The organism is Blautia sp. aa_0143, assembly GCF_004167315.1.
GTDB lineage: Bacteria > Bacillota > Clostridia > Lachnospirales > Lachnospiraceae > Blautia_A > Blautia_A fusiformis.
The window spans coordinates 88630-115011 of the sequence record NZ_RCXU01000010.1 but is presented as its reverse complement, the minus strand read 5'-3'; the positions used below and the strand labels follow the sequence as shown (position 1 = coordinate 115011).

25 protein-coding genes are annotated in these 26382 nt (G+C 44.6%); all 25 read left to right on the top strand.

Annotated elements, in window-relative coordinates; genetic code table 11:
- The first annotated feature begins 1 nt into the window (after position 1).
- Positions 2-2314, top strand: coding sequence for an endopeptidase La (lon, locus tag EAI83_RS06795; RefSeq protein ID WP_129974823.1), 2313 nt, complete (start codon positions 2-4; stop codon positions 2312-2314).
- A 69-nt stretch (positions 2315-2383) separates the two neighbouring features.
- Positions 2384-2995 (top strand): ribosome biogenesis GTP-binding protein YihA/YsxC, encoded by a 612-nt coding sequence (gene yihA, locus EAI83_RS06790; protein ID WP_015527362.1) that lies wholly within the window; start codon positions 2384-2386, stop codon positions 2993-2995.
- Between the two features lie 14 nt (positions 2996-3009).
- Positions 3010-3861, top strand: a complete 852-nt coding sequence (locus EAI83_RS06785; protein ID WP_015527361.1) for an energy-coupling factor transporter ATPase — start codon at positions 3010-3012, stop codon at positions 3859-3861.
- Positions 3846-4733: an energy-coupling factor transporter ATPase gene (locus tag EAI83_RS06780; RefSeq protein ID WP_022426171.1), complete on the top strand. Its 888-nt coding sequence runs from the start codon at positions 3846-3848 to the stop codon at positions 4731-4733. The genes EAI83_RS06785 and EAI83_RS06780 overlap by 16 nt, the downstream gene beginning before the upstream one ends.
- Complete coding sequence (locus EAI83_RS06775; protein WP_015527359.1) at positions 4730-5533, top strand: energy-coupling factor transporter transmembrane component T family protein; 804 nt, start codon at positions 4730-4732, stop codon at positions 5531-5533. Before EAI83_RS06780 ends, EAI83_RS06775 begins: the two co-directional genes overlap by 4 nt.
- A 157-nt stretch (positions 5534-5690) precedes the next feature.
- A complete protein-coding gene (gene truA, locus EAI83_RS06770; RefSeq protein WP_021650594.1) occupies positions 5691-6428 on the top strand; it encodes a tRNA pseudouridine(38-40) synthase TruA in 738 nt (245 codons plus the stop codon).
- Positions 6429-6671: 243 nt separating this feature from the next.
- Positions 6672-7100 carry a 50S ribosomal protein L13 gene (gene rplM / locus EAI83_RS06765; RefSeq protein WP_021650595.1) on the top strand — a complete coding sequence of 143 codons (429 nt, stop codon included), beginning with the start codon at positions 6672-6674 and terminating at the stop codon, positions 7098-7100.
- A gap of 16 nt (positions 7101-7116) precedes the next feature.
- A complete protein-coding gene (rpsI, locus tag EAI83_RS06760) occupies positions 7117-7509 on the top strand; it encodes a 30S ribosomal protein S9 (RefSeq protein ID WP_059086106.1) in 393 nt (130 codons plus the stop codon).
- 614 nt (positions 7510-8123) lie between these two features.
- Positions 8124-9140, top strand: a complete 1017-nt coding sequence (locus EAI83_RS06755) for an O-acetyl-ADP-ribose deacetylase (protein WP_021650597.1) — start codon at positions 8124-8126, stop codon at positions 9138-9140.
- A 109-nt stretch (positions 9141-9249) separates the two neighbouring features.
- Positions 9250-9909 carry a vWA domain-containing protein gene (locus EAI83_RS06750; RefSeq protein WP_129974822.1) on the top strand — a complete coding sequence of 220 codons (660 nt, stop codon included), beginning with the start codon at positions 9250-9252 and terminating at the stop codon, positions 9907-9909.
- 346 nt (positions 9910-10255) lie between these two features.
- Positions 10256-10450 (top strand): helix-turn-helix domain-containing protein, encoded by a 195-nt coding sequence (locus tag EAI83_RS06740; protein ID WP_129974820.1) that lies wholly within the window; start codon positions 10256-10258, stop codon positions 10448-10450.
- Between the two features lie 16 nt (positions 10451-10466).
- A complete protein-coding gene (locus tag EAI83_RS06735) occupies positions 10467-12125 on the top strand; it encodes a site-specific DNA-methyltransferase (RefSeq protein WP_243113456.1) in 1659 nt (552 codons plus the stop codon).
- 50 nt (positions 12126-12175) lie between these two features.
- Positions 12176-12565, top strand: a complete 390-nt coding sequence (locus EAI83_RS17520) for a hypothetical protein (RefSeq protein WP_243113455.1) — start codon at positions 12176-12178, stop codon at positions 12563-12565.
- Between the two features lie 2 nt (positions 12566-12567).
- Positions 12568-15438, top strand: a complete 2871-nt coding sequence (locus tag EAI83_RS06730; protein WP_129974819.1) for a DEAD/DEAH box helicase — start codon at positions 12568-12570, stop codon at positions 15436-15438.
- A gap of 26 nt (positions 15439-15464) precedes the next feature.
- A complete protein-coding gene (locus EAI83_RS06725) occupies positions 15465-16424 on the top strand; it encodes a DNA cytosine methyltransferase (RefSeq protein ID WP_129974818.1) in 960 nt (319 codons plus the stop codon).
- Positions 16406-17062 (top strand): phospholipase D-like domain-containing protein, encoded by a 657-nt coding sequence (locus EAI83_RS17410; RefSeq protein WP_192926471.1) that lies wholly within the window; start codon positions 16406-16408, stop codon positions 17060-17062. The genes EAI83_RS06725 and EAI83_RS17410 overlap by 19 nt, the downstream gene beginning before the upstream one ends.
- A gap of 19 nt (positions 17063-17081) precedes the next feature.
- Positions 17082-17288 (top strand): hypothetical protein, encoded by a 207-nt coding sequence (locus tag EAI83_RS17215; RefSeq protein WP_161206347.1) that lies wholly within the window; start codon positions 17082-17084, stop codon positions 17286-17288.
- On the top strand, positions 17261-17977 hold the full coding sequence (locus EAI83_RS06715) for a DUF4868 domain-containing protein (protein WP_161206346.1): 717 nt from the start codon (positions 17261-17263) through the stop codon (positions 17975-17977). The genes EAI83_RS17215 and EAI83_RS06715 overlap by 28 nt, the downstream gene beginning before the upstream one ends.
- Positions 17978-18356: 379 nt before the next feature.
- Positions 18357-18656: a hypothetical protein gene (locus EAI83_RS06705; protein ID WP_110104167.1), complete on the top strand. Its 300-nt coding sequence runs from the start codon at positions 18357-18359 to the stop codon at positions 18654-18656.
- An 855-nt stretch (positions 18657-19511) separates the two neighbouring features.
- Positions 19512-19889 carry a helix-turn-helix domain-containing protein gene (locus EAI83_RS06700; RefSeq protein ID WP_015527351.1) on the top strand — a complete coding sequence of 126 codons (378 nt, stop codon included), beginning with the start codon at positions 19512-19514 and terminating at the stop codon, positions 19887-19889.
- Positions 19889-20707 (top strand): ImmA/IrrE family metallo-endopeptidase, encoded by an 819-nt coding sequence (locus EAI83_RS06695; protein WP_021652250.1) that lies wholly within the window; start codon positions 19889-19891, stop codon positions 20705-20707. The genes EAI83_RS06700 and EAI83_RS06695 overlap by 1 nt, the downstream gene beginning before the upstream one ends.
- A gap of 16 nt (positions 20708-20723) precedes the next feature.
- Positions 20724-21527: a hypothetical protein gene (locus tag EAI83_RS06690; RefSeq protein ID WP_021652251.1), complete on the top strand. Its 804-nt coding sequence runs from the start codon at positions 20724-20726 to the stop codon at positions 21525-21527.
- Between the two features lie 398 nt (positions 21528-21925).
- Positions 21926-23482, top strand: coding sequence for a cardiolipin synthase (gene cls / locus EAI83_RS06685; RefSeq protein WP_129974816.1), 1557 nt, complete (start codon positions 21926-21928; stop codon positions 23480-23482).
- Positions 23483-23499: 17 nt separating this feature from the next.
- On the top strand, positions 23500-24489 hold the full coding sequence (bsh, locus tag EAI83_RS06680; protein WP_129974815.1) for a choloylglycine hydrolase: 990 nt from the start codon (positions 23500-23502) through the stop codon (positions 24487-24489).
- Positions 24490-24711: 222 nt separating this feature from the next.
- The gene (locus tag EAI83_RS06675; protein ID WP_129974814.1) at positions 24712-26268 is read left to right on the top strand and encodes an ABC-F family ATP-binding cassette domain-containing protein; all 1557 of its coding nucleotides are present in this window, start codon (positions 24712-24714) and stop codon (positions 26266-26268) included.
- Positions 26269-26382 lie beyond the last annotated feature (114 nt).

Genomic DNA, 26382 nt, shown 5'->3' with positions numbered 1-26382 from the left:
AATGACAAATCAGGTCAATATATTGCCAATGATCGCTCTCCGTGGGACTACAGTCCTTCCGGATATGATCGTACACTTTGATGTGAGCAGGGAGAAATCTATCCGTGCCGTGGAAGCAGCCATGCTCCATGACCAGAAGATCTTTCTGCTGACACAGAAGGATCCTGAGGTGGAAATACCGGAACTTACGGATCTGTATCAGGTAGGAACCGTCGCTTATATCAAGCAGGTGGTGAAGCTTCCGCAGGATCTTTACCGGGTTCTGGTAGAGGGACTGGACAGGGCAGAGGTTCTGGGCCTGGAGCAGGAGGAACCATATCTGAAGGCGGAATGCGAGATCGTTACGGCACAGGAAGAGGATTACCCGGAACCGGTAAAGGACGCCATGCTTCGCAGCATCCGGGAGCTTTTTCAGAGATACTGCAGAGAAAGCGGAAAAGTAAGCAAGGATCTGGTAACCCAGATCATGAACATCGAAGATGTGCAGGAAACCATCGACCAGATCGCAGTAAATCTTCCGATGGCGTATCAGAACAAGCAGAAGCTTCTGGAAGCAGTGTCTTTGAATGACCGTTATGAGATCCTTGGAGCGCTTCTTGGCAGCGAGATCGAGGTGATCCATATCACCAAAGATCTTCAGCGCAAGGTGAAATCCCATATCGACAAGAATCAGAGAGAGTATATCCTCCGGGAACAGCTGAAAACCATCCGTGAGGAGCTGGGCGAGGAGAATACTGCTGATGATATCGATGAATTTAAAAAACAGCTGAAGGAGCTGGATGCATCTGATGAAGTAAAAGAGAAGATTTCCAAGGAGATCAGCCGTTTTAAAGGAATGGCAGCCAGTGCTGCAGAGGCAACGGTGCAGAGAGGCTATCTGGAAACCGTTCTTGCACTTCCGTGGAATAAGAAATCCGAGGATTCCGAGGATCTTGAGAACGCATGGAAGGTTTTGGAAGAGGGTCATTACGGACTGAAAGAGGTCAAAGAACGTATCATGGAATTCCTTGCTGTACGTAAGCTGACCCACAAGGGAAAGAGTCCGATCCTCTGTCTGGTGGGACCTCCGGGAACCGGAAAAACTTCCATTGCACGTTCTGTGGCAGAGGCCATGAACAAGAAATACGTCCGCATCTGTCTTGGAGGTGTCCGTGATGAGGCAGAGATCCGTGGCCACAGAAAGACTTACGTCGGTGCCATGCCAGGAAGGATCACAGTCGCACTGAAGGAAGCCGGAGTCAGCAACCCGCTGATGCTTCTTGATGAGATCGATAAGACCAGCAGCGATTATAAAGGAGATACCTCCGCAGCACTTCTGGAGGTTCTGGATCCGGAGCAGAACAGTAAGTTCAATGATCACTATGTAGAGATTCCCCAGGATCTTTCCGAGGTACTGTTTATTGCCACTGCAAATGATGTTCAGGGAATCCCGAGACCTCTTCTTGACCGTATGGAGCTGATGGAAATCCCGGGATATACGGAAAATGAGAAGGAACATATCGCAAGGGAGCATCTGATCCCGAAGCAGATGGAGATCAACGGTATTCCGGAAGGCAAGCTGGTGATCCAGCCGGCAGCTCTTGGCAAGCTGATCAACAACTATACCAAGGAAGCAGGAGTCCGTTCTCTGGAGAGAGGCATCGGACGTATCTGCAGAAAAACTGCACGTGCTATCATGGAAGAGGGTAAGGATAAGGTAGTTGTCACATCCAGAAATATTTCCAGATTCCTTGGCAAAGAACGATATAACTATCTAATGGCCAATGAGAAGGATGAGATCGGGATCGCCCGCGGTCTTGCATGGACACAGGTAGGCGGTGATACCCTGCAGATCGAAGTCAATATCATGCCCGGAAAAGGCGAGCTGCTTCTTACCGGACAGCTTGGAGATGTGATGAAGGAATCTGCACAGGCAGGTATCAGCTATATCCGTTCGGTTTCTGACCAATATGAGATCGATCCGGAATTTTTCCAGAAGCATGATATGCATGTACATATTCCGGAGGGTGCCGTTCCGAAGGATGGCCCGTCCGCCGGTATTACAATGGCAACTGCCATGCTGTCTGCAATTATCGAAAAACCGGTACGTGCGGATCTTGCCATGACCGGTGAGATCACCTTAAGAGGCCGTGTGCTTCCGATCGGCGGACTGAAAGAGAAGCTGCTTGCAGCTAAATATGCCAGGATCAAGGAAGTCCTTGTTCCGGAAAAAAATCGTCCGGATATCGAGGAGATGGACAGAGAGATCATCCAGGGACTGGATATCCGGTTTGTGGATAACATGAAAGAAGTTCTCGGTGAAGCTCTTGCATAAACAAAAAACAGAAAAACCCTGCCCTGACCTTCAGGACAGGGCTTTTAAAAGAAAAGGGAGGAATAACGAATGGTAATCAAAAACGTATCGCTGGATATCGTCTGCGGCATCACAAGCAAGATCCCGGACACAGGAAGGCCGGAGGTAGCTTTTGCGGGAAAATCAAATGTAGGGAAATCCTCCCTGATCAATGGTCTGATGAACCGCAAGGCCCTGGCAAGAACCAGCGCACAGCCGGGAAAAACACAGACGATCAATTTTTATAACATTAATGAAGCAATGTATCTCGTAGACCTGCCGGGCTACGGCTACGCCAAGGTCTCTGCAGCAGAGAAGGAAAAATGGGGAAAAATGATCGAGGGCTATCTTCATAATTCCAAAGAGCTCCGTGCGGTTTTTCTCCTGGTGGATATTCGCCACAAGCCTTCCGCCAATGACAAGCAGATGTATGACTGGATTTGTCACAACGGATATGAGCCGGTGATCATCGCAACCAAGCTTGACAAGCTGAAACGCAGCCAGGTGGCAAAAAGCCTGAAGGAGATCCGCATCGGACTGGGCCTTCCGAAAGAGGGAAAGATCCTTCCGTTTTCTGCGGAGACGAAGCAGGGAAGAGACGAGATATGGGCACTGATCGATGAGTTGACCGGCCTTGGTGAACCGGCAGCTACAGAGGATTAAGGAGAGCAGAAAAGATGGGAATTATCAAGGCGCTTAAGCTGGGATTTGACTATCAGAGATACGATGATGACGGCAATGTGGTAGACATGCAGCGTGCAGTCAATGATGTGAACCTGGACATTAAAGCAGGAGAATTTGTGGCAGTTCTGGGACATAACGGATCCGGAAAATCCACACTGGCGAAGCATATGAATGCGCTTCTGATCCCAACAGAGGGAACGATGCTGGTGGACGGGATCGATACCGCCAGAGAGACCAAACTCTGGAAGGTACGCCAGAAGGCAGGAATGGTATTTCAGAATCCGGATAACCAGATCATAGGAACCGTTGTGGAAGAGGATGTAGGCTTTGGTCCGGAAAATATGGGAGTTCCTACAGATGATATCTGGAAACGGGTGAATGACAGCCTGGAAAAAGTCGGTATGACAGCTTATCGTTATCAGTCCCCAAACAAGCTTTCCGGAGGGCAGAAGCAGAGAGTGGCTATTGCAGGCGTGATGGCCATGCGCCCGCGGTGCATCATTCTGGATGAGCCTACCGCCATGCTGGATCCTAACGGAAGAAAGGAAGTCCTGGAGGCAGTGCGGGAGCTGAACCGTAAGGAAAAGGTAACAGTCATTCTGATCACCCATTACATGGAGGAAGTGATCCATGCTGACCGTGTTTATGTCATGGACAGCGGAAATGTTGTGATGCAGGGAAATCCCAAAGAGATCTTTTCCCAGGTGGATACTCTTAAGGCGTATGGACTGGATGTACCACAGGTAACACTTCTTGCATATGAACTGAAGAAATCCGGCGTGGATGTTCCGGATGGAATACTGACTACAGAGGAGCTGGTGAGCGCATTATGTCAATCGAATTAAAAAATGTAACCTATACCTACAGCCCCGGGACAGCCTATGAGAGCCATGCGCTGAAGGATGTCAGCCTTGTGATCCCGGACGGCCAGTTTATCGGGATCATCGGACACACAGGAAGCGGAAAATCCACGCTGATCCAGCATCTGAATGCGCTGGTACAGCCAACATCCGGCCAGGTTCTGTATAACGGAGAAGATGTGTGGGCTGAGAAATATGACCGGAAACAGCTCCGCAGCGAGGTTGGTCTGGTGTTCCAGTACCCGGAGCATCAGCTGTTTGAAAATGATGTGATCTCGGATGTATGCTTCGGACCTATGAATCAGGGACTTTCCAGGGAAGAAGCAGAGAAAGAAGCGAAGCAGGCGCTGACTCAGGTTGGAGTAAAAGAGTCCAATTTCAAGAAATCACCCTTTGAGCTTTCCGGAGGCCAGAAAAAAAGGGTAGCTATTGCAGGGGTTCTTGCCATGAACCCGAAGATCCTGATCCTGGACGAGCCCACAGCAGGGCTTGACCCGAAGGGCAGGGATGATATCCTGGATCAGATCGCAGAGCTTCATAAGGTGCGAGGGATAACCATTGTTCTGGTTTCCCACAGCATGGAGGATATTGCGAAATACGTGGAGCGCCTCATTGTTATGAATCACGGAGAAGCTGTATTTGATGATGAGCCGAAGAAGGTTTTTTTCCATTATAAGGAACTGGAAACCATGGGACTTGCCGCACCGCAGATCACTTATATCATGCATGCGCTGAAGGAACATGGGCTGCATGTGGATGCAGATGCCACAACGGTGGAGGAAGCCAGAGACAGTATCCTTGCCGCACTTGCGCAGGCGAACTCTCCATTACTGAACAAAGGAGGGGCGGAAAAATGATCAGAGATATTACCATTGGCCAGTATTATCCGGCCAAATCCGTTCTTCACAGACTGGACCCACGGACCAAATTTCTGGGAACTCTGGGATTTCTGATCTCTGTGTTCCTGTTCCATACATTTCTCGGATATGCGGTGGCAACAGCATTTCTGGTAGCCATGATCGCAATATCCAAGGTCCCGGTGAAATTCATGTTCAAGGGTCTGAAGGCTATCGTTATGATCCTTCTGATCACGGTTGTGTTCAATATCATCCTGACGCCTGGCGAAGTGCTGTGGCGTTTCGGGATCATCAAGGTCACAAGGGAAGGCCTTGTTCTTGCAGGAAGAATGGCAATCCGTCTTGTTTACCTTGTGATCGGATCTTCCATCATGACATTGACTACCACGCCGAATCAGCTGACAGATGGTCTGGAGAGACTGCTCCGTCCGCTGAACAAGATCCGGGTGCCGGTACATGAGATCGCCATGATGATGTCCATTGCCCTTCGATTTATCCCGATCCTTCTGGAGGAGACGGATAAGATCATGAAGGCACAGATCGCCAGAGGTGCAGATTTCGAAAACGGAAACCTGATCCAGAAGGCGAAAAATATGGTACCCCTTCTTGTACCGCTGTTTATTTCAGCGTTCCGCCGCGCCAATGATCTGGCAATGGCCATGGAAGCAAGGTGTTACCATGGTGGAGAGCACAGAACACAGATGAAGCCGCTGCATTATGAAAAAAGAGATTATGCGGCCTATGGAATCCTTGTGGCATATCTTGCGGTGGGTGTTGCATTCCGTGTGGCGGGACTGTAGCCAAATCCTGCCGGTACTCAGACATGGAACGGTCCGAAGCGCTGCATTTTGCACAGCAGAACTGTAACCGGATCAGGCAGGCATTTTGCAGGACGGTATGTCTGTTTTGGGATAGAAAGTACTGCAGGGATGTCTGTATCAGGAGGGAATATATTTTATGAAACGAGTAGGACTTGTTGTAGCTTATGATGGAACCAAGTACTCAGGCTGGCAGACACAGCCAAATGGAATCACCATTCAGGGCGTTTTAAACGATACCTTAAGTGAGCTGCTTGGGGAAAAGATCGAGACCATCGGTGCCAGCCGTACAGATGCAGGAGTGCACGCTCTTGGAAATGTGGCGGTGTTTGATACCGAATCCAGGATCCCCGGGGAAAAATTTTCCTATGCACTGAACCAGAGACTTCCGGAGGATATCCGTATCCAGCTTTCTGAGGAGGTGGAGCCGGATTTTCATCCCCGTTACTGTGACAGTGAAAAAACATATGAATATCGTATCCTGAACCGGCGGTTTCCGGTGCCAACGGAGCGTTTGTACTCTTATTTTTACCATTATAAACTGGATGTGGATAAGATGAAGGAAGCAACATCTTATCTGATCGGACGCCATGATTTTGCCAGCTTCTGCGGCTCCGGCGCACAGGTGAAGACCACCATCCGCACCGTGACCTCCATGGACGTGTGGAGAGATGGTGACATGGTGACCATCCGCATTTCAGGAACAGGTTTCCTTTACAATATGGTGCGTATCATTTCCGGAACCCTGATCGAGATCGGAAACGGGCAGTATCCGCCGGAACGCATGGATAAGATCCTGAAAGCCTGTGACCGCGGGGCAGCAGGCCCCACAGCTCCGGCTCAGGGGTTGACGCTGATGGGAATCGAGTTTTTCTGAAAACAGGAATTTTGTTGAAAATTACAAGAAAAAACAGTTGACAGGCAAGGTGCCTTATAATATAATAACTCAATGTGACGTAGTGCGAAGATGCTTGAGCCAATAGCCCCGGCGACGGCATTTTATCAGCGGTTTCGGACATTTCCGCGATTTATTTTGCACCCGCGTTTCCATTTACTTTTTTTCGCGGAAGTACCGCGGTTTGAGAAACATTATCGTTGATAAATAACAGGAGGTAGGACCATGCAGACTTATATGGCTAATCCGGATAAAATCGAAAGAAAATGGTATGTAGTTGACGCAGAGGGTTGCACTCTGGGACGTCTGGCATCCGGTGTTGCAAGTGTTTTAAGAGGAAAGAACAAACCTCAGTTTACACCGCACGTTGACACAGGAGATTATGTAATCGTTGTAAACGCTGATAAAATCAAAGTTACAGGCAAGAAGCTTGAGCAGAAGATTTATTATAACCACTCCGACTATGTTGGTGGAATGAAAGAAACCACATTAAAAGAAATGTTAGCAAAGAAACCTGAGAAGGTTATCGAGCTCGCAGTTAAGGGAATGCTTCCGAAAGGACCTCTTGGAAGAGCTATGAACAAGAAACTTTTCGTATACGCAGGACCAGAGCACAAACATGAGGCTCAGAAGCCTGAAGTTTTAACATTTTAATAGGAGGTAGAAAACATTGGCTAGCGCAAAATTCTACGGAACAGGAAGAAGAAAGAAATCAATCGCAAGAGTTTACCTGGTACCTGGAACAGGTAAAATCACTATCAATAAAAGAGATATCGATGAGTACTTCGGACTTGAGACTCTGAAGGTTATCGTTCGTCAGCCACTGGCTTTAACAGAGACAGAGGGTAAATTCGACGTGATCGTTAATGTTCACGGCGGTGGATACACAGGACAGGCTGGAGCAATCCGTCATGGTCTTTCCAGAGCACTCCTTGAGGCAGACAAAGACTACAGACCAGCTCTTAAAGCTGCTGGATTCCTTACACGTGATCCACGTATGAAAGAGCGTAAGAAATACGGTCTCAAAGCTGCTCGTCGCGCACCGCAGTTCAGCAAGCGATAATTCCAATCGAATACGGAAATTTATCAAAACCTCGGAAATTTTTGATTTTCCGGGGTTTTTTTATGCCTGAAAGTTCTTGGATTTTCTAAAAAAGTGGGCGATTTTGAAGTGTAGAACACACGTAGCGCACAAAACACCTTAAAAAATATATTGAGTATATTGCAAAGAAAAATTGCGTATGATATAATGCCAGTAGGCAAAAGGTATTAAAGTGTTTATAACAAAAAGAGTGAAAGCCCTTGAAGTTGCAGCTTCTTGGGCTTTCTTCTTATTTTATTATAGTGGATAAGAAACCACTAGGCTATTTGTTGTCCCTATCATGTCTGTCTAACCATTTGCAGATGAGATGGCAAGTAACACCTGCCGCAACAGTGATGATAAAGGTAATTAAAGTGTCTATAACGTTCACCTCCTCCCGTTGCCGGGTTTCGGTTGGACAACAATAGTATTATAGCATAGAACAATACGGACGGGAAGCAAATATATTTGCCCTTTATGGCAGTGTATTTGCAGGAACAGTGTAGCGCCGAAAAAATTGAAAGCAATGTATGAGACACTTTAATAGATATTTGATCAGACAAGGACTCTGATCGGACGAATGGGAGGTATGCTTCATGCCGTTACAGATTATCAGAAACGATATTACAAAAATGCGCGTTGACGCAATCGTCAATGCTGCCAACACTTCTCTTTTGGGCGGCGGTGGTGTGGACGGCTGCATTCATCGTGCCGCCGGACCGGAACTGCTTGCAGAATGCAGTACGCTGCATGGCTGCGAGACTGGCAGCGCAAAAATCACAAAGGGATATCGCCTGCCCTGCAAATATGTGATTCATGCAGTCGGCCCGCGCTGGCGAGATGGCAAGCATCAGGAACAACAGCTTCTGGAATCCTGTTATCGGACATCTTTGAACCTGGCAAAAGAAAATGGCTGTCAGGCGGTGGCTTTTCCGCTGATTTCCTCCGGCATCTACGGCTATCCAAAAGACCAGGCTCTGAAGGTTGCAGTCGATACCATCAGTGCATTCTTGCTGAAAAATGAGATGATGGTCTACATCGTTATCTTTGATAAGAAGGCATATCAGATTAGCGGAAAACTGTTTGCTGATATCGCGGCGTACATAGATGACTGGTATGTGGATGAACATACCGACAGTCGAGTAGAACAGAGACGGCGGCTTGAAGCGCTGTCAGAGGAATCCTGCTTTGAAGCTGCATCTGCCCCGCTGCCGTCCGAAGTAATCTGTAAATCTTGCAGCAGTCAATCTCTGGAGGAGGCACTGGGGCAGATTGATGAGAGCTTTTCGGAAATGCTGCTGCGGAAGATTGACGAAAGCGGCATGACGGATGCCCAGTGTTACAAGAAGGCAAACATTGACCGGAAACTCTTTTCCAAAATTCGCTCTGATAAATTCTATAAGCCATCCAAACCAACAGTGCTGGCATTTGCTCTCGCTTTGGAGTTGCCGCTTGCCCAGATGCAGGAGATGCTCGGCAAGGCAGGATTTACTCTTTCCCACTCGAGCAAATTCGATATCATTGTAGAATATTTTGTCGAACGGGGAAACTACAATGTGTATGAAATCAACGAGGCATTGTTTGCTTTTGACCAGAGCCTGATCGGGGCATAAGGACAAAGAAATGTCGTTTTCTATGCGACCACTTCACAAAAGAAAATCGCTATATTATGGCTGTAAGGTACGAAACCGAGCAGCCATAATCTTTTGGGAGGACAAGCATATGAGAAAAAATTTAACAGAGATCGTTTTTATCTTAGACCGCAGCGGTTCCATGATCGGATTGGAACGGGATACCATCGGCGGATTCAATTCCATGATTGAGCAGCAGAAAAAAGCAGAGGGCGAAGCACTGATCTCAACGGTGCTGTTTGACAATGTGAGCGAAGTCCTGCACGACCGTGTAAATGTAAAGGATATCCGACCGATGACTGACCGTGATTACACGGTTCGCGGATGCACGGCACTCTTAGATGCCATCGGCGGTGCGATTCATCACATTGGAAATGTTCATAAGTACGCAAGGCCGGAGGAGGTGCCGGAACATACCATGTTCGTAATCACTACGGACGGAATGGAAAATGCCAGCCGCCGGTACAACAGCGAAAAAGTGAAGCAGATGATCGAGCGGCAGAAAGCGAAATACGGTTGGGAGTTTTTGTTCCTTGGTGCCAATATTGACGCAGTAGAGACTGCAAGCCAGTTCGGAATCGGTGCAGATCGTGCAGTCAACTATCAGTGCGACAGTGAAGGAACCGCGTTGAATTATGAAGTGGTCAGCGAAGCAATCAGCTCTGTCCGGTGCAGTGCTCCGCTGAGCGCAGATTGGAAAAAGCGTATAGACGAGGACTACAAAAAGCGTGGAGGTTGCAAGCACAAGTAAATGTTTTTGAAGCCGGGATGATGATTCATTCCGGTTTTTTCTTTGGCGGAACTGCTGTTAAAGCATCCGGAACGGCGCAAGACGTCCGGTGGACGTCTGCTTTGCGCGGACCGGAGTGGAACGGAGACGCAGCAGCCCGATGCCGCAGGCAGCGTTCTATGGGGATTGGAGAGTTTCCCCAACAAGCAGAAAATCGCTTTCATGTCACGAAAGCCCTGCTTGCGAATTAGTGGGGGCACGAAAGCTAAAGCTTAACGAGGATAGAATATCTTGATTTTCCGCGAGGTTTGGAGTACAATTATTGTGATTACATGTAGAATTTGCTCGGATTAGATCGGAGAATTGTATGGGCTATTTATCAATCAGACAGACAGCAGAAAAATGGAACCTTTCGGCAAGATGGATCAGTGATCTTTGTAAAGCCGGACGAATTCCCGGAGCAACGAAAATCGGTTCATACTGGGCGATTCCAGAGGATGCGGAAAAGCCAGCTGACGCAAGAATCAAGAGTGGTCGCTACGTGAAGACAAAAGAAAACTAAGAAAGGGGTCGTACCAATGGCTGCAATCAATGATTTAATAAGCCAGATCCAAGATGAGACTCTTCGAAATAGAATTCAGGAAGAAGTGAGTAAAATGGCCAAGCAGAAGAAATTCGGCTTGGTCTTTGAAGAACATATGCCGGAAAGCACGCCTCTCTATGATATGCCTATCAAAAGAGGCTGTAACGTTATGCGCCGTGACAGTAAGGACGACAAATCCATCTATGTTGTGCTGAGAGTTGAAGGCGATACCGCTGTCTGCGTTAAGCCGGAACAGAAAGACGAAGCAGTCACCTTTGACCTGAAGGATATCGTTCGTGTTGCGGAATTTGGAGAATCCATCTATCCCTATCTGAAACCGTTGGATTCAGTTTGCAATGCACCGGATAGCGATCTCTGGCACACGCTGATTGAAGCGGACAACTATCACGCCTTGCAGCTTCTGGAATATTTGTATGCGGGTAAGGTGGATTGCATTTATATCGACCCGCCATACAATACCGGCGCAAAGGACTGGAAATACAACAACGATTATGTGGACGGCAATGATGCTTACCGTCATAGTAAGTGGCTCTCATTTATGCAGCGCCGGTTGAAGCTGGCAAAGAAACTGTTGAACCCGGCGGATTCTGTTTTAATTGTAACTATTGATGAAAAAGAATACCTGCATCTTGGCTGTCTGCTGGAGGAAATGTTTCCAGAGGCACAAATTCAAATGGTTAGCATCACTATTAACCCATCTGGTGCTATAAGAAAAAACCTTTTTTCTCGAGCTGATGAATATGCTTTCTTTGTGATTCTAGGGGATGCACATGTTGTTCAGAAAAAAGGTGATGGAGATGAAGTTGAAGTTAGATGGTGGTATTTAAGACGGCTTGAGTACGGTTCTCGGAGAGGTACTGTGAAGGGAGGCATAGCTCAGTTTTACCCAATTTATATAGACAATGAAACTCATAAAATCGTCAAAATAGGCAAGGCACTTCCACATACACAAGATCGTCATTCAGTACCAGACATTGATGGTGCCACCACGGTGTTTCCGATTAGAGATGATGGTATAGAAATGAATTGGGGCGTTACAGGAGAAACACTTGCAAGACTTTTAGAAAAAAAGGTGATTCAAGTGTTGCCTAACAAAAAATCTCCTTACCAGCCTTATACGATAAAGTATTTAAGTGAAAATTTTGAAGAGAAAATAGCGTCCGGAAGATGGGCTGTAAAAGGCTATAGAGAAGATGGCTCTAAAATTGTTGTGGAAACCGGAGGAAAACTTACAAGAGCCACTACAGTATGGAACGAAAAAAGCTATGATGCGAAAACATATGGCACTGTCCTGCTGAAAAATATAGTTGGTGATGCACGTTTTTCATTTCCGAAATCACTTTATTCTGTCCGCGACTCATTGAAGTATTTTGTAGCAGAAAAGCCAGCTGCCCTCATCATTGACTTCTTCGCAGGCAGCGGCACGACCATGCATGCAGTGAACCTGCTCAACGCTGAGGATGGTGGGCACAGACGTTGCATTATGGTGACGAATAATGAGGTCTCCGCAGATGAAGCAAAGATGCTGAAAACAAAGGCTATCAGCCCGGTAATGCGGAATGGGAAAAGCTCGGCATCGCCCACTATGTCACTTGGCCGCGTACAGTTTGTTCTATTAAGGGACAAGATATAAACGGAAAGCCGCTCAAAGGAGATTATCTCGGCTGCGAGCCGCTGATGCATATGGCGGACGGTTTCAAAGCAAATGCAGCATTCTTCAAACTTGGGTTCTTGGATTCGACAGCAGTCTCTCTCGGTATGCGCTTTTCGGAAATGCTGCCTACATTGTGGTTGAAAACTGGTGCAAAAGGAAAATGCCCGGAATTGACCGGAGAGCAAATGCCGGACATGCTGATCTTGCCGGAGAATCAATTTGCGGTCTTGATTAACGAGAATTCATTTGCCGATTTTGCAGAAAAGCTTGCAGAACATCCTGAAATCCAAACCGTATTCTTGGCAACCGATTATGAAGTGAATTATCAATCGATGGTAAAAAATCTGAATGTCACAGAGGCGTATCAGCTTTACCGGGATTACTTGGATCACTTCCGTATGAACAGAGGGAGAAACTAAGAATGATTTGTGAATTATTTCCATTTCAAAAACAGGCGGTCAATGAAATGCGCCTCCGCGTGGCGATGGCGCTGAATAACTATCGCATGCTGAAGATCCCTCAGGTGGTTTCGCTCCAGGCACCAACGGGTTCTGGCAAAACGATTATCATGTCTGCTCTGATTGAAGATATCTTTTACGGTTCAGAGCAGTTTACTGAACAGCCGGAGGCTATTTTTGTATGGCTTTCGGATTCTCCACAGCTGAATGAGCAGTCCAAACAGAAGATCGAGCTGAAGGCAGATAAGATCCGTATGGATCAGTGTGTAGTGATTTCGGATGAATCTTTCGACCGAGAGATTCTGGAGGACGGTCATATCTATTTTCTGAATACGCAGAAGCTTGGCAAGGCCGGTAATCTGAGCCGTCATTCGGATACGCGACAGTATACGATTTGGGAGACCATTGAAAATACGGCAAGAGAAAAAGCTGATCGTCTGTATTTCATTATTGATGAGGCACACCGCGGTATGCAGGGACGCCAGGCGGGAACGGCAACTACCATCATGCAGCGATTTATCAAGGGAAGCAGCGAACAGAATCTGTTGCCCATTCCGGTCGTCATCGGAATGAGCGCGACCGCCGAACGTTTTAATTCCCTTGTAGGACAGGCAACAAATTCTACATTGCATAAGGTTATTATTTCCCCGGCTCAAGTTCGCCAATCTGGATTGCTCAAAGATCGTATTGTAATCACTTATCCGGAAGATCCAATTAAACACGGTGACATGGCCGTTCTCCAGGCTGCAACAGACGAATGGCAGGATAAGTGCAAGCACTGGTATCAGTATACCTATGAGCAGCACTACACCAATGTAAATCCGGTGTTTGTTATCCAAGTCTGCGCTGGTTCCGGTACGAAAGTATCTGACACCGATCTGGACGATGTAATTGCGAAAATCGAAGAACGTATGGGCGATAGCTTCAAGGAAAATGAAGTCGTGCATACCTTCGGTTCAACGGGCACATTGTCGATTCACGGATTGACCGTGCCGCATATCGAGCCATCCGAGATCGCAGAAGATCGCCGCATTCGTGTTGTCTTATTTAAGGAAAATCTGTCCACTGGCTGGGACTGCCCTCGTGCAGAAACTATGATGTCCTTCCGGCGTGCGGAAGACGCAACCTATATTGCGCAGCTGCTCGGACGTATGGTTCGTACACCGCTTCAGTGTCATGTTCTCGTGGATGACTCCTTAAATGATGTGCGGCTATTCCTTCCGTATTTCAACCAGGATACCGTCCAAAAGGTTATTGATGAATTGCAGGCAACCGAAGGTGGAGAGATTCCGACAGTTGTCGATGGTGAATCTCTTGAGGAGCAGAACTATGATACATGGTCGGTTCACAACCAGCGAAAGAAAACGCAAAAACTGACGGTGGGGCAGTTGAGCATATTTGATTATCCGAATGGCTTCCAAGAAGAGCCTGCTGTGGCACCTTCCACAGCAGTTGGCGATATGCCAAATTCTGGAGTTGTGGCAGTGAACCAAGGTAGAGTAGATTCAGAACTTCCCGCAGAAGGACAACACCAGACGATTCCACTGGAAACAGTGCCTAGAAACGATGTGCATGCAGGTCAAGAAATTGAGAGAACCAGTGAAGGTGACCAATCTGAGAAAAAAGAGCAGCCAGTGCTAACACCGGCTGTATCGCAGATGTCGATGCTTCCAACAATAGATCGTGAAGGAATTACAAAGTTCATCAATGAACAGGGATATCTGACTTATATCGTCCGTGCGGTAAAAATCAATAGTTATTTGAAGTCTTTGATGAGCTTGGCAGGGCTGTTATCGCAGTTCAATATCTGTATTACGGCGGCTGAGGATGTGAAAAACGATGTTGCTGAACTTATCCGCAACTATGTGAACGGTTTGCATGATGCTGGAAAATATGACGAGCTTACAAAGCAAGTCATGGAGATGAAACTGTCTGTTCAGATATTCGATGTTTTCGGTGAGAAAATGCAAAGCGATAACCAGATAGATATGTTTACTGCATCCGAGTCTGACCTTGATCGTCAGCTAAGAGTAGCAGACGCAAAAATGGGTGGATGTGGTTTCCACTTGGCATATGGGCGTAAATATATCGACTTCGACAATCCGAACGCCTTTAAGGTGGATTGTATTCTGTTCGCATTCGACAGCGAGTGTATTGCGGAATTAAATAAATACGCTGAGAAGAAGTTCCATGAATTGAACGACCAGTATCGTAAATATATTGTAGCTAAACCGGAGAAGTGTCAAAAGCAGTATAGCGATATTGTTGCTAACGGCGATGAAATCAGTAAGCACAACTTTACTCTTCCGGAGACAATCAGTGCCAAGGTTGAAGCAGATGGAATAAAGTACACGGATCATCTTTTTGCCAATGCAGATGGAATAGCAAAAATTAAGTTGAATGGCTGGGAACAGGCTGTTTTGGCAGAAGAGCAAAAACGAGAGGATTATGTTTGCTGGCTGCGTAATCCGTCCCGACAGTCTTGGTCACTGCGGATGCCTTATGAAATGGACGGGAAATGCAAGGAGCTTTATCCGGATTTCATCATTGTTCGCCAAGATCCAATTCTCAAGTACATCGTTGATATTTTGGAACCTCACAATCCGGATTTCAAGGATAACTTGGGCAAAGCTAAGGGACTTGCAAACTATGCTGCAAATGAACCAAGAATTGGCAGAGTGCAGCTGATACGTATTGGAAAAGACGCAGCAGGAGAAAATCGCTTTAAGCGGTTAGATCTTGCAAAAGGCAGTATCCGCAATAAGGTGCTTGCCGCAATCAGTACGGATGAGTTAGACCATATTTTTGACACAGACGGTGTGTTTGAAGACTAAATTAATTACACAGATAGGGGTTCATCATGGAACGTATCAACGCCACAACAGGCTCTTACAATTTTATAGATTTATTTGCAGGAGCTGGTGGATTGTCCGAAGGCTTCATCCAAGCGGGCTTTTCACCTGTAGCGCATGTGGAGATGAACCCATATGCTGCTCAAACATTGGAAACACGAACGGGATACTATTATCTCAAAGCACAAGGGAAACTTGATATCTACAAGGATTATATTAGCGGAAAAATCACCCGCGACGAATTTCTGCAACATATTCCCGAGGAGCAGCTACAATCCGTATTTTGTGAAACGATGTCAAATGAAACTCTTCCAAGGTTATTTGAAAATATAGATAGGATCCTTACGCAAAGAGGCATCAAGCAAGTAGATGTCATTATTGGTGGACCGCCTTGCCAGGCATATTCTTTGGTGGGAAGGGCGCAAAGCAAGCATATGGAAACACCGATGTCAGCGGATCCTAGAAATGATCTCTATAAGTTGTATGCGAGATTCCTTCAGAAATATCATCCAAAGATGTTCGTTTTTGAGAATGTTATGGGAATCAAGTCAGCAAACAGTGGTGCAACCTGGCTGAAAGTCCAGGAAGCGCTGCGTTCCGTTGGCTATGAGATTGAATGCCATGAGCAAAATTCAAAGAATTTTGGTGTGCTGCAAAACCGAAGAAGAATGATCATTGTCGGGTGGCTGAAGAATACCGGGCTTTCTTATCCGCAGTTTGAGCAGACAATAGCGGATGCTACGGTTAACGATATTCTCAGTGATCTGCCAGCGTTGCAGCCAGGAGGGAAATCGGGTGAATACAGATCAGATGATTTCAGCGATTATTTAAGAAGCACTGGAATCCGCAAGGATTGCGAGAATGGAAATCGCATGTTGGATCGCGGACTAATTGTGCCTATTGACGGAAGAGAAAATCAGTCTTATTTTAAAACTTTGGTGGAAGAACTATGTCAACTGGAAGTATAAGCTTAGATATTTTGTTAAACAAAATTCTCACAGATGCTATATCTGGTGGAAATGAGTCTATTAGAGCCATTCAAAAGAGATATCAATCTCTTTCTGAAAAAGAAGCTCATGAAATTCTTGCTATGGTTTCAGCGACTGCCCAAAGTAACGATGATAGCGCTGAATTAGTTGTTACAGCGCCACCTTCTTTTGCGTTGAAAACAAAACCGACAAAGGTTACCGTAAGAGAAATGCTTATGGGAGCTAGGAAGAGCATTCTAATTACTGGGTACTCCCTCTCGGATTATTTTGCCGAGTTAGTCGATTGTGTAATTCAAAAGAGCCAAGAAGGCGTTCTCGTGAAATTTTTTGTGAATGACATTGAGAGTCAGAAGGCCTTTGACCGTTTATGCTGCTATAAGGGAAAATTTCTGCGAATTTATAACTATCCAAAACAGGAAGATAAAATGTCTGCTCTTCATGCAAAGGTAATTTCTGTTGATCAAACGGATACGCTGATTACATCTGCAAACCTTTCATATCATGGACAGGAAGGAAATATCGAGCTGGGGGCACGGATTCATTCGAAAGAATTGGCTAAACAAGTAGAGGATATATTTACTTCACTGGTATTCAAAAGGATATTTGTTGAACTGTAAGCTTTATGGAGGTGTGCCAATGAATTTAAGCTTGAAACATAAGTTAATGCTGCAATCATTGAGTCCATTGGCTTTTTTGACTATTGTACGCAATTTCAAATTTACCCCCGTCAGCGAACTTGCTGAAAATCAGTCATATTGGGGAGAATTTGTTCGCCTTAATAATGTGCTGATTGTTGTGTTTTTGTTATGTGCTACATGGATTTTAGCAGCAATCATAGTCTGATAGAGAACTATAGACCCTTTATTTTTCTTGATGATGCTGAAAAGCGTACGGAGTACTACTCGGAAAGCGATAGAAATAAACTGTCTGGATTTCTTTTTAGAATCAATTTGAATGACAAGTACTTTTGGGTTTATCAACATATATACTCTGTATCAAGAATTGATCGAAGTAAAAATGTTATAGCCCTATTTGTTGGTGATACATACGATGAAATTGATAGCGATATTGTGCAGATAGATTCACGAGCAGATGTAATTATCTTTTCTTCAAGTGTTGTTACGGCAAAAATGGATCTTATGCAGAGATTTTTTGGATTTGAGCAATACATACGAGCGGGGGCACAGAAGACGATTGAGATTATTCGCGATCTGGATATTGTAGATAGCCTTGAAAAGTTTGTTGCGTTTGAAAATAAAAGTAAGTTGACAAATGCAAAGAAGTTATTAAAGGCAAAAAATTCGCCTGTTTTGCAGATGAAAAAGAACGATTTGTTAGAGAATCTGAAAAAGCATTCTCGCTACAAAACTATGTTCAAGTTTGAAGAAGATCATATTGTGATTTCTTCACAAAAAGAGGCAGCGGCATTTATTAAAATGTTGAATGATGATATTGTTCGGTCTGAACTCACTGGAAAAGAATATGACAGCTCCAGCAAAATGCTTTTGGGCCCAGTGGGAGCAAGTCACTGACTGACCAATGATAGGAAAATATAGATGAGTGATAGAAGAAAAAAAGGATTCTATGTCACAGGTACTGTCAGATATAAAGCCCCATATGACGAAAAAGTTCATGACGGCTCATTGTATTAATGAGCAAGATATTCAGTCTATCAGTCCAATCTTCCTGCCCAGATATAAGAATGTGTAGCTCATGCAGGGATTGACCAACAACAAGCTGGATTTCAGAATTCAGGTAAAAGGTGTGTTCGGGACAGAAAGAAACTAACGAAGGCTAAGTGGAAAGAAACACAGCTCTGGATTTTTTCTTCACCGTCATGAGGCTCTTTTTCGGAGCTGTCTACGATTGCGAAGAAAATCTAAAAGGCATTCGCTTTTGGACGAGTTGGAAATGAGATGGGAAGATGAACAAAAGCTAAACGGCCTGAGTTCTGTGCATAGCATGGGATTCAGACAGTTTATTTTTTACCTAGCTCATAAAGTTGATTTCATTGCCGAGATATTCCTTTGTACAATGATTTTATTTGGAAATGTAGGTGCTCAACCTGCCGCTTCCTTTTTGCTCAAGTTTGCCAGCTTTGCAAAGTTCCTTAAGCAACCGGAAAGCCTTTGTTGTTTCTGCACCAATCAAATCTTCAACTTCTTTTCTTGTAACACTGCCGTTTTCCAGTGTATATTGAAGAATGAGTAATTTCTGTTCATTCAGTGAAATATCTTTGTCCGCTTTATCAGATATCCGGACATTCGTTTCCGGCTGCTCATTCCTGTTGGGAAGTGTTACGCGGAAAACACCTTTTGCCGTTTCAAACTCTGGCGGGGATGGTCAATTCTTATATGCACATTCAATTTTTTCGATTTCTGTGCCATAACTTTCAATCAATCTCATCCTGGAGAAGACAGCCGCAAGGTTCGGATTTCTCGATTATGAAACACCCAGGAAAATGGATTCCAGTTCCAAACCGGATACAAGACCTCCAAGAGAGACAAATTCGATTCTATCCTCATAGACATTGACCAGATTGCTTCCGCTGAAAGAGTAATCACGGTGAACAATGCTGTTCAGTAAAGATTCTCTGATTGCATCCTCTGGATAATCTCTTCTGTCAGTTCGATCCAGATTTGAAAAGGTTGCCTTTCCTTTCTTTTTCTTTCTTTCTCATTATAAACAAGAAAGAAAGGTCAAGGGGTGTAGAAACAAGCATTTTGTCGACCTGCAACAATTACAAGCCTCGTTGGAAAAGCAATGGGGTGTTTTTTAACCGGTTTTTTGGTGGATTCGTTTTGAGAGCAACTTTGAAATCAAATTTTGTTGCTTCGGCAATGAGCTGTTCTATCATAGAAATCTCTCTGTTGAGGTTGTAGAAGGTCTTTTGAATGAGGAAAATACAGGTTTATAGCGTTAGTGTAAACCACTCTTCTGAAGGTTAGCGATGACTTGTAACTAAAATAGCGACAAAATAAATTAAAAACTAAGATCAGTCTCTAAATAATTGATATTCTATGTGAAAGAGCGTATAATATAAGTACAAGAACAGGAGGCGATTATATGCTGGATGTAAATATGATAATTGCAAACAACATTCAGGCTGAACTGAAAAAAGAAAACAAAAAGCAGGTTGATCTGGCAGAAGGAATTGGAGTCTCCAAACAGACAATGAGCAAAATTATGAATGGTGCAAGAGCAATCAATGCGATTGAACTTCATAAGATTTCTGAATATCTGCATGTGTCGATGGATTCTCTGATGAAGATGCCAGAAAAGCCGATGGATACGAATGTGATTCATGCGTTTATGGGGCGTGTTAAAACAGAAGAAGCAAGAAAGGGAATCCGGCTTGCGGATGAACTGTCCGACATGATTCTGTTCCACACTAGGGCATGCGAGAATGGCAAAAAGATGGAGCAGCTCTGGGAGGATAAGTGATGAACAATGTTCTGAAAGATAGCCTTTTTGTAAGCCAAAACAGGAAATTTGATGAAATTCAATCTGTTGTCAGGCAGTTTTCGGCAGAGTATGTCGGTAATTCTATTATCAAAGATAATATTTTTGCTGTTATACAGAACTATGCAAGAAAGAAAGAAATTGCACTGGAACTGCTTCGTTTTCCAATTCATGATGATGAATTATGGGCATTGACTTTTTTGAAGCAGGATACGATTTTTGTGTGCGTAAATACGGCACTTCCACTATGTAAGCAGTTTTTCGCTGCGTCGCATGAATTGTATCATATCTACTGTTATGTAGAAAATGCAGACCAGAGCTATATAAAAAATGGTTCTATGCTGGATTCGGCAACAGGTGATGAAACAGGAAGAACACAGGAGGACTTGGAAGCTAATGCCTTCGCAGGTCTGCTTTTGATGCCGGATCAACTTCTCCATGAGCAAATTCTACTGTATGGAATTGATAAAGATTTGGTTTCGGTAGATTCCGTTTTGATACTTATGGATATGTTTGCTATGCCCTACAAGGCAGTTGTACTGCGCTTGTTTGAAAGTGGAAACATATCCCACCAGCAGGCTGAAAAGCTGCTGGAGATAAGTTCTGCGAATGTAATGAAAAGGGCATCACTGATAGGTAAGGCAAAGCGCTGGCAGCTTGATGGCAGGGGAACAGAATCTTTTGGCACACTCCTTGAGAAAGTTGAGTATAACAGACAGCATGAGTATCTGACAGAATCCAGAGAAAATGACGATGTGGCTTACATTACTCAACTGAAAAAAGAGTACGGTTTGGATTGAGGGGTGTCAAAGCGAAGTGAAAAAATATGCACTGCTAGATACCGATTTCATTTCCAAAACGCACTCTGTTCAAGATGGCGGCGATAATCATTTGATTGACCGGGTCATGGAATTGCCGGAATATGTGTTCTTTTGTCATGCGCAAATCGTAACAGAACTTAATCGGTATAATGCTGATGCGCCAATCTGGTTGAGCGAAAAGATTGGCGCGCAAAAGATAAAAAGCTACACGGATCAAGAAATTCTTGAAAGCCTGTCACATGTACGAGGGCCGCTGGCGTGTGCGACTTATACACAGATGTTAAAATTGGCCTGTGATGTTTTTTCTAAAGATTACTTTTCGGAACATTATCGAGCATTGGAAGATGCTGATTACACGGCGATATCGAGAGAGGATTATTTGAAAGAGCTTGAACGACTCGATATCGAAGTGGGCAAGAAAAATAATCTTGGAGAAATCAAGTCTTTTGTGCTGTTGCAGGTCTTGTCGGTGATGCTTGGGGAGCAGATTTATGTGTTCTGCTCCGATGACCGAAATGCTCGGAATGGCGCTACAAATTTTGAAGATGTTCGATGTATTAGTCTGGTATCGGTATTCTCGCGTTTGAAGGAGGAAGCAAACTGGACGTTTGAAGATGCTGAGCCGTATATTGAATCGCTCATTGCATTTTATCAAGATCATCACCAAACTACTTTCCGAGTAATGGAAGCGTCTGAGGTTAGAAGATTGCAACGGATACCATGCAGACAGGTGTTGCAGGAAATCTTTAACGGAAAATTTATTGAATTGAAAAATGGTATGTTGCGGTACAAGCGGTAAGTGAAAACAGGTTAAAGAATACCAACAATCACATGTCTAGTTGGGAAACCAGCGGAGAAAGTTATTGCAATGATAGAAGCAAAGAGTTCAGTAAAAACAGAAACATCTTAAAAAGTATACAGAGTATATTGCGAAGAAAAATCGCATATGATATAATGCTCGCAGGCAAAAAAAGAATTAAAGTATTTATAACGAAAAAAGCAAAAGCCCTCGAAGTTGCAGCTTCCAGGGCTTTCTTCTTATTTCATTTTTTATTACAGTGGACAAGGAATCATCAGGTCAGCGCTGCGCTGTTTGCAGTATAGAAGATAATTGTTGATTTTATTACGCAACAGGAATATTCAGTTAGGCTTACGCACAACAGAAAATTCTCATTCAATGCAGAAAGGGGCGGTTTTATGAAGCAGGATACACTGGAGGGTAGAGCAAAAACGAAAAACGGTGTCATTCGATTATGCTTTTCGGTGCTTTGTATTTTGTTGGAAGCAGCTTTTATCATTATCGTGATCACAAGGCTGAATGAATATGCGGAGATCGTTAATCTGCTGACTAGAGTCTTTGCAGGAATTCTGGTTCTGGCACTATATGCATCCGATCAGACCTCTTCCATGAAAATGCCGTGGATCATTCTGATACTTGTGTTTCCGATCATGGGTGTAGCACTGTATCTTCTGATTGGATTAAATGGCGGAACCCGTAAAATGCGAGAACGATATGCGGATATCGACAGAAAGCTTCTGCCGCTTCTGCCGGACAATCGGGAAAAACTGGAAAATATCAAAAATAAAATCCCCAAAGCAGGAAATATCAGTGAGTATATTTGGAAAAATGCAGGTTATCCTGTATACCAGAATACGGATATTGTTTATTATGATGAGGCGGTAAAGGGATTAGAAGCACAGTTATCAGCACTGTCAAAGGCTGAAAAGTTTATTTTTATGGAATACCATGCGATAGAAGATGCAGAGGCCTGGAAAAAGATCCAGAAAGTGCTGGAGGAGCGTGTACAGGCAGGCGTGGAAGTGCGAGTATTTTATGATGATATGGGCTCTATTGGCTTTATTAATACGGATTTTGTAAAAAAGATGGAGCGGATCGGAATCCACTGCCGGGTATTTAATCCGTTTATGCCGGGTCTGAATGTATTTCTGAACAACCGTGATCATCGAAAAATAACCGTGATTGATGGAAAAGTAGCTTTCACAGGCGGCTATAATCTGGCAAATGAATATTTTAATTACACCAATCCTTACGGACAATGGAAGGATACCGGGATCCGTCTTGAAGGCGATGCAGTTCAGTCGCTGACAGCAACATTCCTTGAAATGTGGAATGCAGCCAATGACAGGAATAATAATGAGGATTTCAGCAAATATTTTATAAGATCAGAATATAAGGCAGCTCAGAACGGATTTGTACAGCCTTATGCAGATAGTCCAATGGATGATGAACAGGTAGGAGAGGAAGTTTATATCAGCATGGTCAACAAAGCTGAAAAATACTGCTGGTTTATAACGCCATATCTGATCATTACGGATGAAATGACACATGCGCTGTGTCTTGCTGCAAAGAGGGGGATTGATGTCAGGATCATTACACCGGGAATCCCGGATAAAAAAATGATTTACAGTGTTACACGTTCCTTTTATCATGGACTGGTTAAAAATGGAGTGCGGATCTACGAGTGGACACCTGGCTTCTGTCACGCCAAGATGAGCGTGGCAGATGACTGTATGGCAACCTGCGGAACCATAAATCTGGATTACAGAAGTCTTTATCATCATTTTGAAAACGGATGCTTTATGGCAGACAGTCCGGCTGTGTTATCTATAAGAAATGACCTAGAAGAAACAATGAAGAAATGTCGGGAAGTAACGGAACAATACCGGACAGGACGCAGTGCATATCTTCGTCTGGGACAGCTTTTCATGAGATTATTTGCAGGATTATTGTAAGGAAGAGGTGTAGATCTATGTGTACAGCAGCAACGTATCAGACAAAGGATTTTTATATGGGAAGAACTCTTGACTATGAGTTTTCCTATGGGGAAGAGGTGACCATAACCCCAAGAAATTATGAGTTCGATTTCCGATATGCAGGAAAAACAAAAACACATTATGCTCTTATAGGAATGGCGTTTGTAGCAGGAGATTATCCGCTTTATTATGATGCGGCTAATGAAAAGGGACTGGGTATGGCAGGACTTAACTTTGTGGGGAATGCGGCATATGCAGATGAAGCGACAGAGGCAGATAAGGATCTTATCCAGGTGGCGCAATATGAATTTATTCCATGGATCCTTACCCAGTGTGCTTCGGTGGCTGAAGCAAGGAGGATGCTTTCCAATATGAAGCTCATGGGAACACCCTTCAGTGAACAGCTTCCAACGGCACAGCTTCACTGGATGATCGCAGACAAGGAGGAATGCATCGTTGTAGAATCCATGAAAGACGGAATGCACATCTATGACGATCCTGTTGGCGTACTTACAAATAATCCTCCATTCCCCGGGCAGATGTTTGCACTTAACAATTATGCGGGTGTATCCAGAAAGCAGCCAGAAAGTACATTTGCAGGAGTGCTGGAGCTGGATCCATACAGCAGAGGAATGGGCGGAATGGGAATTCCGGGAGATCTTTCAAGCCAGTCAAGATTTGTAAAGGTTGCATTTACAAAATTAAACGCAATATCCGGAGATGGGGAAAACGAAAGTGTCAGCCAGTTTTTCCATATTTTAGGCTCTGTTGATCAGCAGCGGGGATGCTGTGAGGTATCAGAGGGCGCATATGAGATCACGATCTATACTTCATGCTGCAACACGACAAAGGGAATCTATTATTATACCACATATGATAATCACCAGATAACCGCAGTAGATATGTATGCGGAAAACCTTGATTCAGACAAGCTGATCCGTTATCCGATCATATTAAACGGTGAGATCCGATGGCATAATAAATAAGAACAGGATTTTTACAGAAGATAATGAGATAGGAAGATGGAAAATTATTCAATAGTATTCAGCAGCTTAACCGGTAATACAAAAAGCTGCCAGTCAGCCGATCGCAGTGTATACAGAGATTTGACTTTACAGCAGAGAAAAATATCAAGTATAATACTATAGCATTATTAAAAATCCCTTCCGGGAAAACAGAAAAACCACAATGATAAAGGAATATAACAAATGAGTATTTTAAATGTAGAACACCTGACCCACGGGTTTGGAGACAGAGCGATTTTCGAAGATGTATCTTTCCGGCTTCTTAAGGGAGAACACATCGGACTTGTAGGCGCTAATGGCGAAGGAAAGTCCACATTTATGAGTATCGTGACCGGAAAACTGATGCCGGATGAGGGCAAGGTAGAGTGGGCAAAAAATGTCCACGCAGGCTATCTGGATCAGCATGCAGTTCTGGAAAAGGGGATGACCATCGGCCAGGTGCTGAAATCCGCTTTTGATCCTCTTCTCAAAAAAGAAGAACGGATGAACGAGATCTGCGACAAGCTGGGAACTGCAGATCCTGACGAGATGGATGGTCTGATGGAAGAGCTTGGAACGATCCAGGACGAACTGACACTTCACGATTTTTATTCGATCGATGCCAAAGTGGAGGAGGTTGCCAGAGCTCTGGGCCTTCTGGATCTGGGGCTTGACCGTGATGTTACGGATCTAAGCGGCGGACAGAGAACCAAGGTACTTCTTGCGAAGCTTCTTCTTGAGAAGCCTGACATCCTGCTTCTGGATGAGCCTACCAACTATCTGGATGAGGAGCATATTGCATGGCTGAAAAGATATCTTCTGGATTATGAGAATGCCTTTATCCTTATTTCCCACGATATTCCCTTCCTGAATTCTGTAGTTAACATTATCTATCATATGGAAAATCAGGAACTGAACCGTTATGTAGGAGATTACGATCATTTCCAGGAGGTCTATGCGGTCAAGAAGGCACAGCTGGAGGCTGCTTACCGTAAACAGCAGCAGGAGATCAGTGAGCTGAAGGATTTCGTAGCAAGGAATAAGGCCCGTGTTTCCACAAGAAACATGGCTATGTCCCGTCAGAAAAAGCTGGACAAGATGGATGTGATCGAGCTGGCAGCAGAGAAGCCGAAGCCGGAGTTCAAATTCCGTTATGGCCGAACACCAGGAAAGATGCTTTTTGAGACACATGATCTTGTGATCGGTTATGATGAGCCGCTTTCCAAGCCGCTGAATTTTACTATGGAGCGAGGACAGAAGATCGCACTGGTGGGAACCAATGGAATAGGAAAAACAACACTTCTTCGAAGCCTTCTTGGACTGATCAAGCCTCTTTCCGGAAGTGTGGAGCAGGGCGAGAACCTTGAGATCGGATATTTTGAGCAGGAAGTTAAAGGTGAGAATCGAACTACCTGTATCGAAGAACTCTGGCAGGAATTTCCGTCATTTTCCCAGTATGAAGTGCGTTCCGCGCTGGCGAAATGCGGGCTGACGACCAAGCATATTGAGAGCCAGGTACGAGTTTTAAGCGGTGGTGAGCAGGCAAAAGTGCGTCTTTGCAAGCTGGTGAACCGTGACACCAATATTCTTCTTCTGGACGAGCCTACCAATCATCTGGATGTAGATGCAAAAGACGAGCTGAAAAAAGCTCTCCGGGAATACCGCGGAAGTATCCTTCTCATCTGCCATGAACCGGAATTTTACCAGGATGTGGTAAATGAAGTCTGGGATATGAGCAAGTGGACAACCAAGATATTCTGATAATGGATATAGATATATGGCAGAAAAGACAGATATAATTCAAAAAGTACAATAAATGGGACATAAAAGATGACAGCATAAGGGCAGCAGAGTCTGCCAGACAGAATACAGAGG

Excerpts from the sequence above, each read along its gene's own strand:
- lon (WP_129974823.1), top strand. The coding sequence starts at position 2 with ATGACAAATCAGGTCAATATATTGCCAATGATCGCTCTCCGTGGGACT.
- EAI83_RS06740 (WP_129974820.1), top strand. The coding sequence starts at position 10,256 with ATGGGCTATTTATCAATCAGACAGACAGCAGAAAAATGGAACCTTTCG.
- EAI83_RS06780 (WP_022426171.1), top strand. The coding sequence starts at position 3,846 with ATGTCAATCGAATTAAAAAATGTAACCTATACCTACAGCCCCGGGACA.
- EAI83_RS06725 (WP_129974818.1), top strand. The coding sequence starts at position 15,465 with ATGGAACGTATCAACGCCACAACAGGCTCTTACAATTTTATAGATTTA.
- EAI83_RS17520 (WP_243113455.1), top strand. The coding sequence starts at position 12,176 with ATGGCGGACGGTTTCAAAGCAAATGCAGCATTCTTCAAACTTGGGTTC.
- EAI83_RS06735 (WP_243113456.1), top strand. The coding sequence starts at position 10,467 with ATGGCTGCAATCAATGATTTAATAAGCCAGATCCAAGATGAGACTCTT.
- cls (WP_129974816.1), top strand. The coding sequence starts at position 21,926 with ATGAAGCAGGATACACTGGAGGGTAGAGCAAAAACGAAAAACGGTGTC.
- EAI83_RS06715 (WP_161206346.1), top strand. The coding sequence starts at position 17,261 with ATGGATTTTAGCAGCAATCATAGTCTGATAGAGAACTATAGACCCTTT.
- EAI83_RS17410 (WP_192926471.1), top strand. The coding sequence starts at position 16,406 with ATGTCAACTGGAAGTATAAGCTTAGATATTTTGTTAAACAAAATTCTC.
- rplM (WP_021650595.1), top strand. The coding sequence starts at position 6,672 with ATGCAGACTTATATGGCTAATCCGGATAAAATCGAAAGAAAATGGTAT.
- EAI83_RS06695 (WP_021652250.1), top strand. The coding sequence starts at position 19,889 with ATGAACAATGTTCTGAAAGATAGCCTTTTTGTAAGCCAAAACAGGAAA.
- EAI83_RS06705 (WP_110104167.1), top strand. The coding sequence starts at position 18,357 with ATGAGATGGGAAGATGAACAAAAGCTAAACGGCCTGAGTTCTGTGCAT.
- yihA (WP_015527362.1), top strand. The coding sequence starts at position 2,384 with ATGGTAATCAAAAACGTATCGCTGGATATCGTCTGCGGCATCACAAGC.
- EAI83_RS06785 (WP_015527361.1), top strand. The coding sequence starts at position 3,010 with ATGGGAATTATCAAGGCGCTTAAGCTGGGATTTGACTATCAGAGATAC.
- EAI83_RS06750 (WP_129974822.1), top strand. The coding sequence starts at position 9,250 with ATGAGAAAAAATTTAACAGAGATCGTTTTTATCTTAGACCGCAGCGGT.
- EAI83_RS06755 (WP_021650597.1), top strand. The coding sequence starts at position 8,124 with ATGCCGTTACAGATTATCAGAAACGATATTACAAAAATGCGCGTTGAC.
- EAI83_RS17215 (WP_161206347.1), top strand. The coding sequence starts at position 17,082 with ATGAATTTAAGCTTGAAACATAAGTTAATGCTGCAATCATTGAGTCCA.
- EAI83_RS06775 (WP_015527359.1), top strand. The coding sequence starts at position 4,730 with ATGATCAGAGATATTACCATTGGCCAGTATTATCCGGCCAAATCCGTT.
- EAI83_RS06730 (WP_129974819.1), top strand. The coding sequence starts at position 12,568 with ATGATTTGTGAATTATTTCCATTTCAAAAACAGGCGGTCAATGAAATG.
- truA (WP_021650594.1), top strand. The coding sequence starts at position 5,691 with ATGAAACGAGTAGGACTTGTTGTAGCTTATGATGGAACCAAGTACTCA.
- EAI83_RS06700 (WP_015527351.1), top strand. The coding sequence starts at position 19,512 with ATGCTGGATGTAAATATGATAATTGCAAACAACATTCAGGCTGAACTG.
- EAI83_RS06675 (WP_129974814.1), top strand. The coding sequence starts at position 24,712 with ATGAGTATTTTAAATGTAGAACACCTGACCCACGGGTTTGGAGACAGA.
- bsh (WP_129974815.1), top strand. The coding sequence starts at position 23,500 with ATGTGTACAGCAGCAACGTATCAGACAAAGGATTTTTATATGGGAAGA.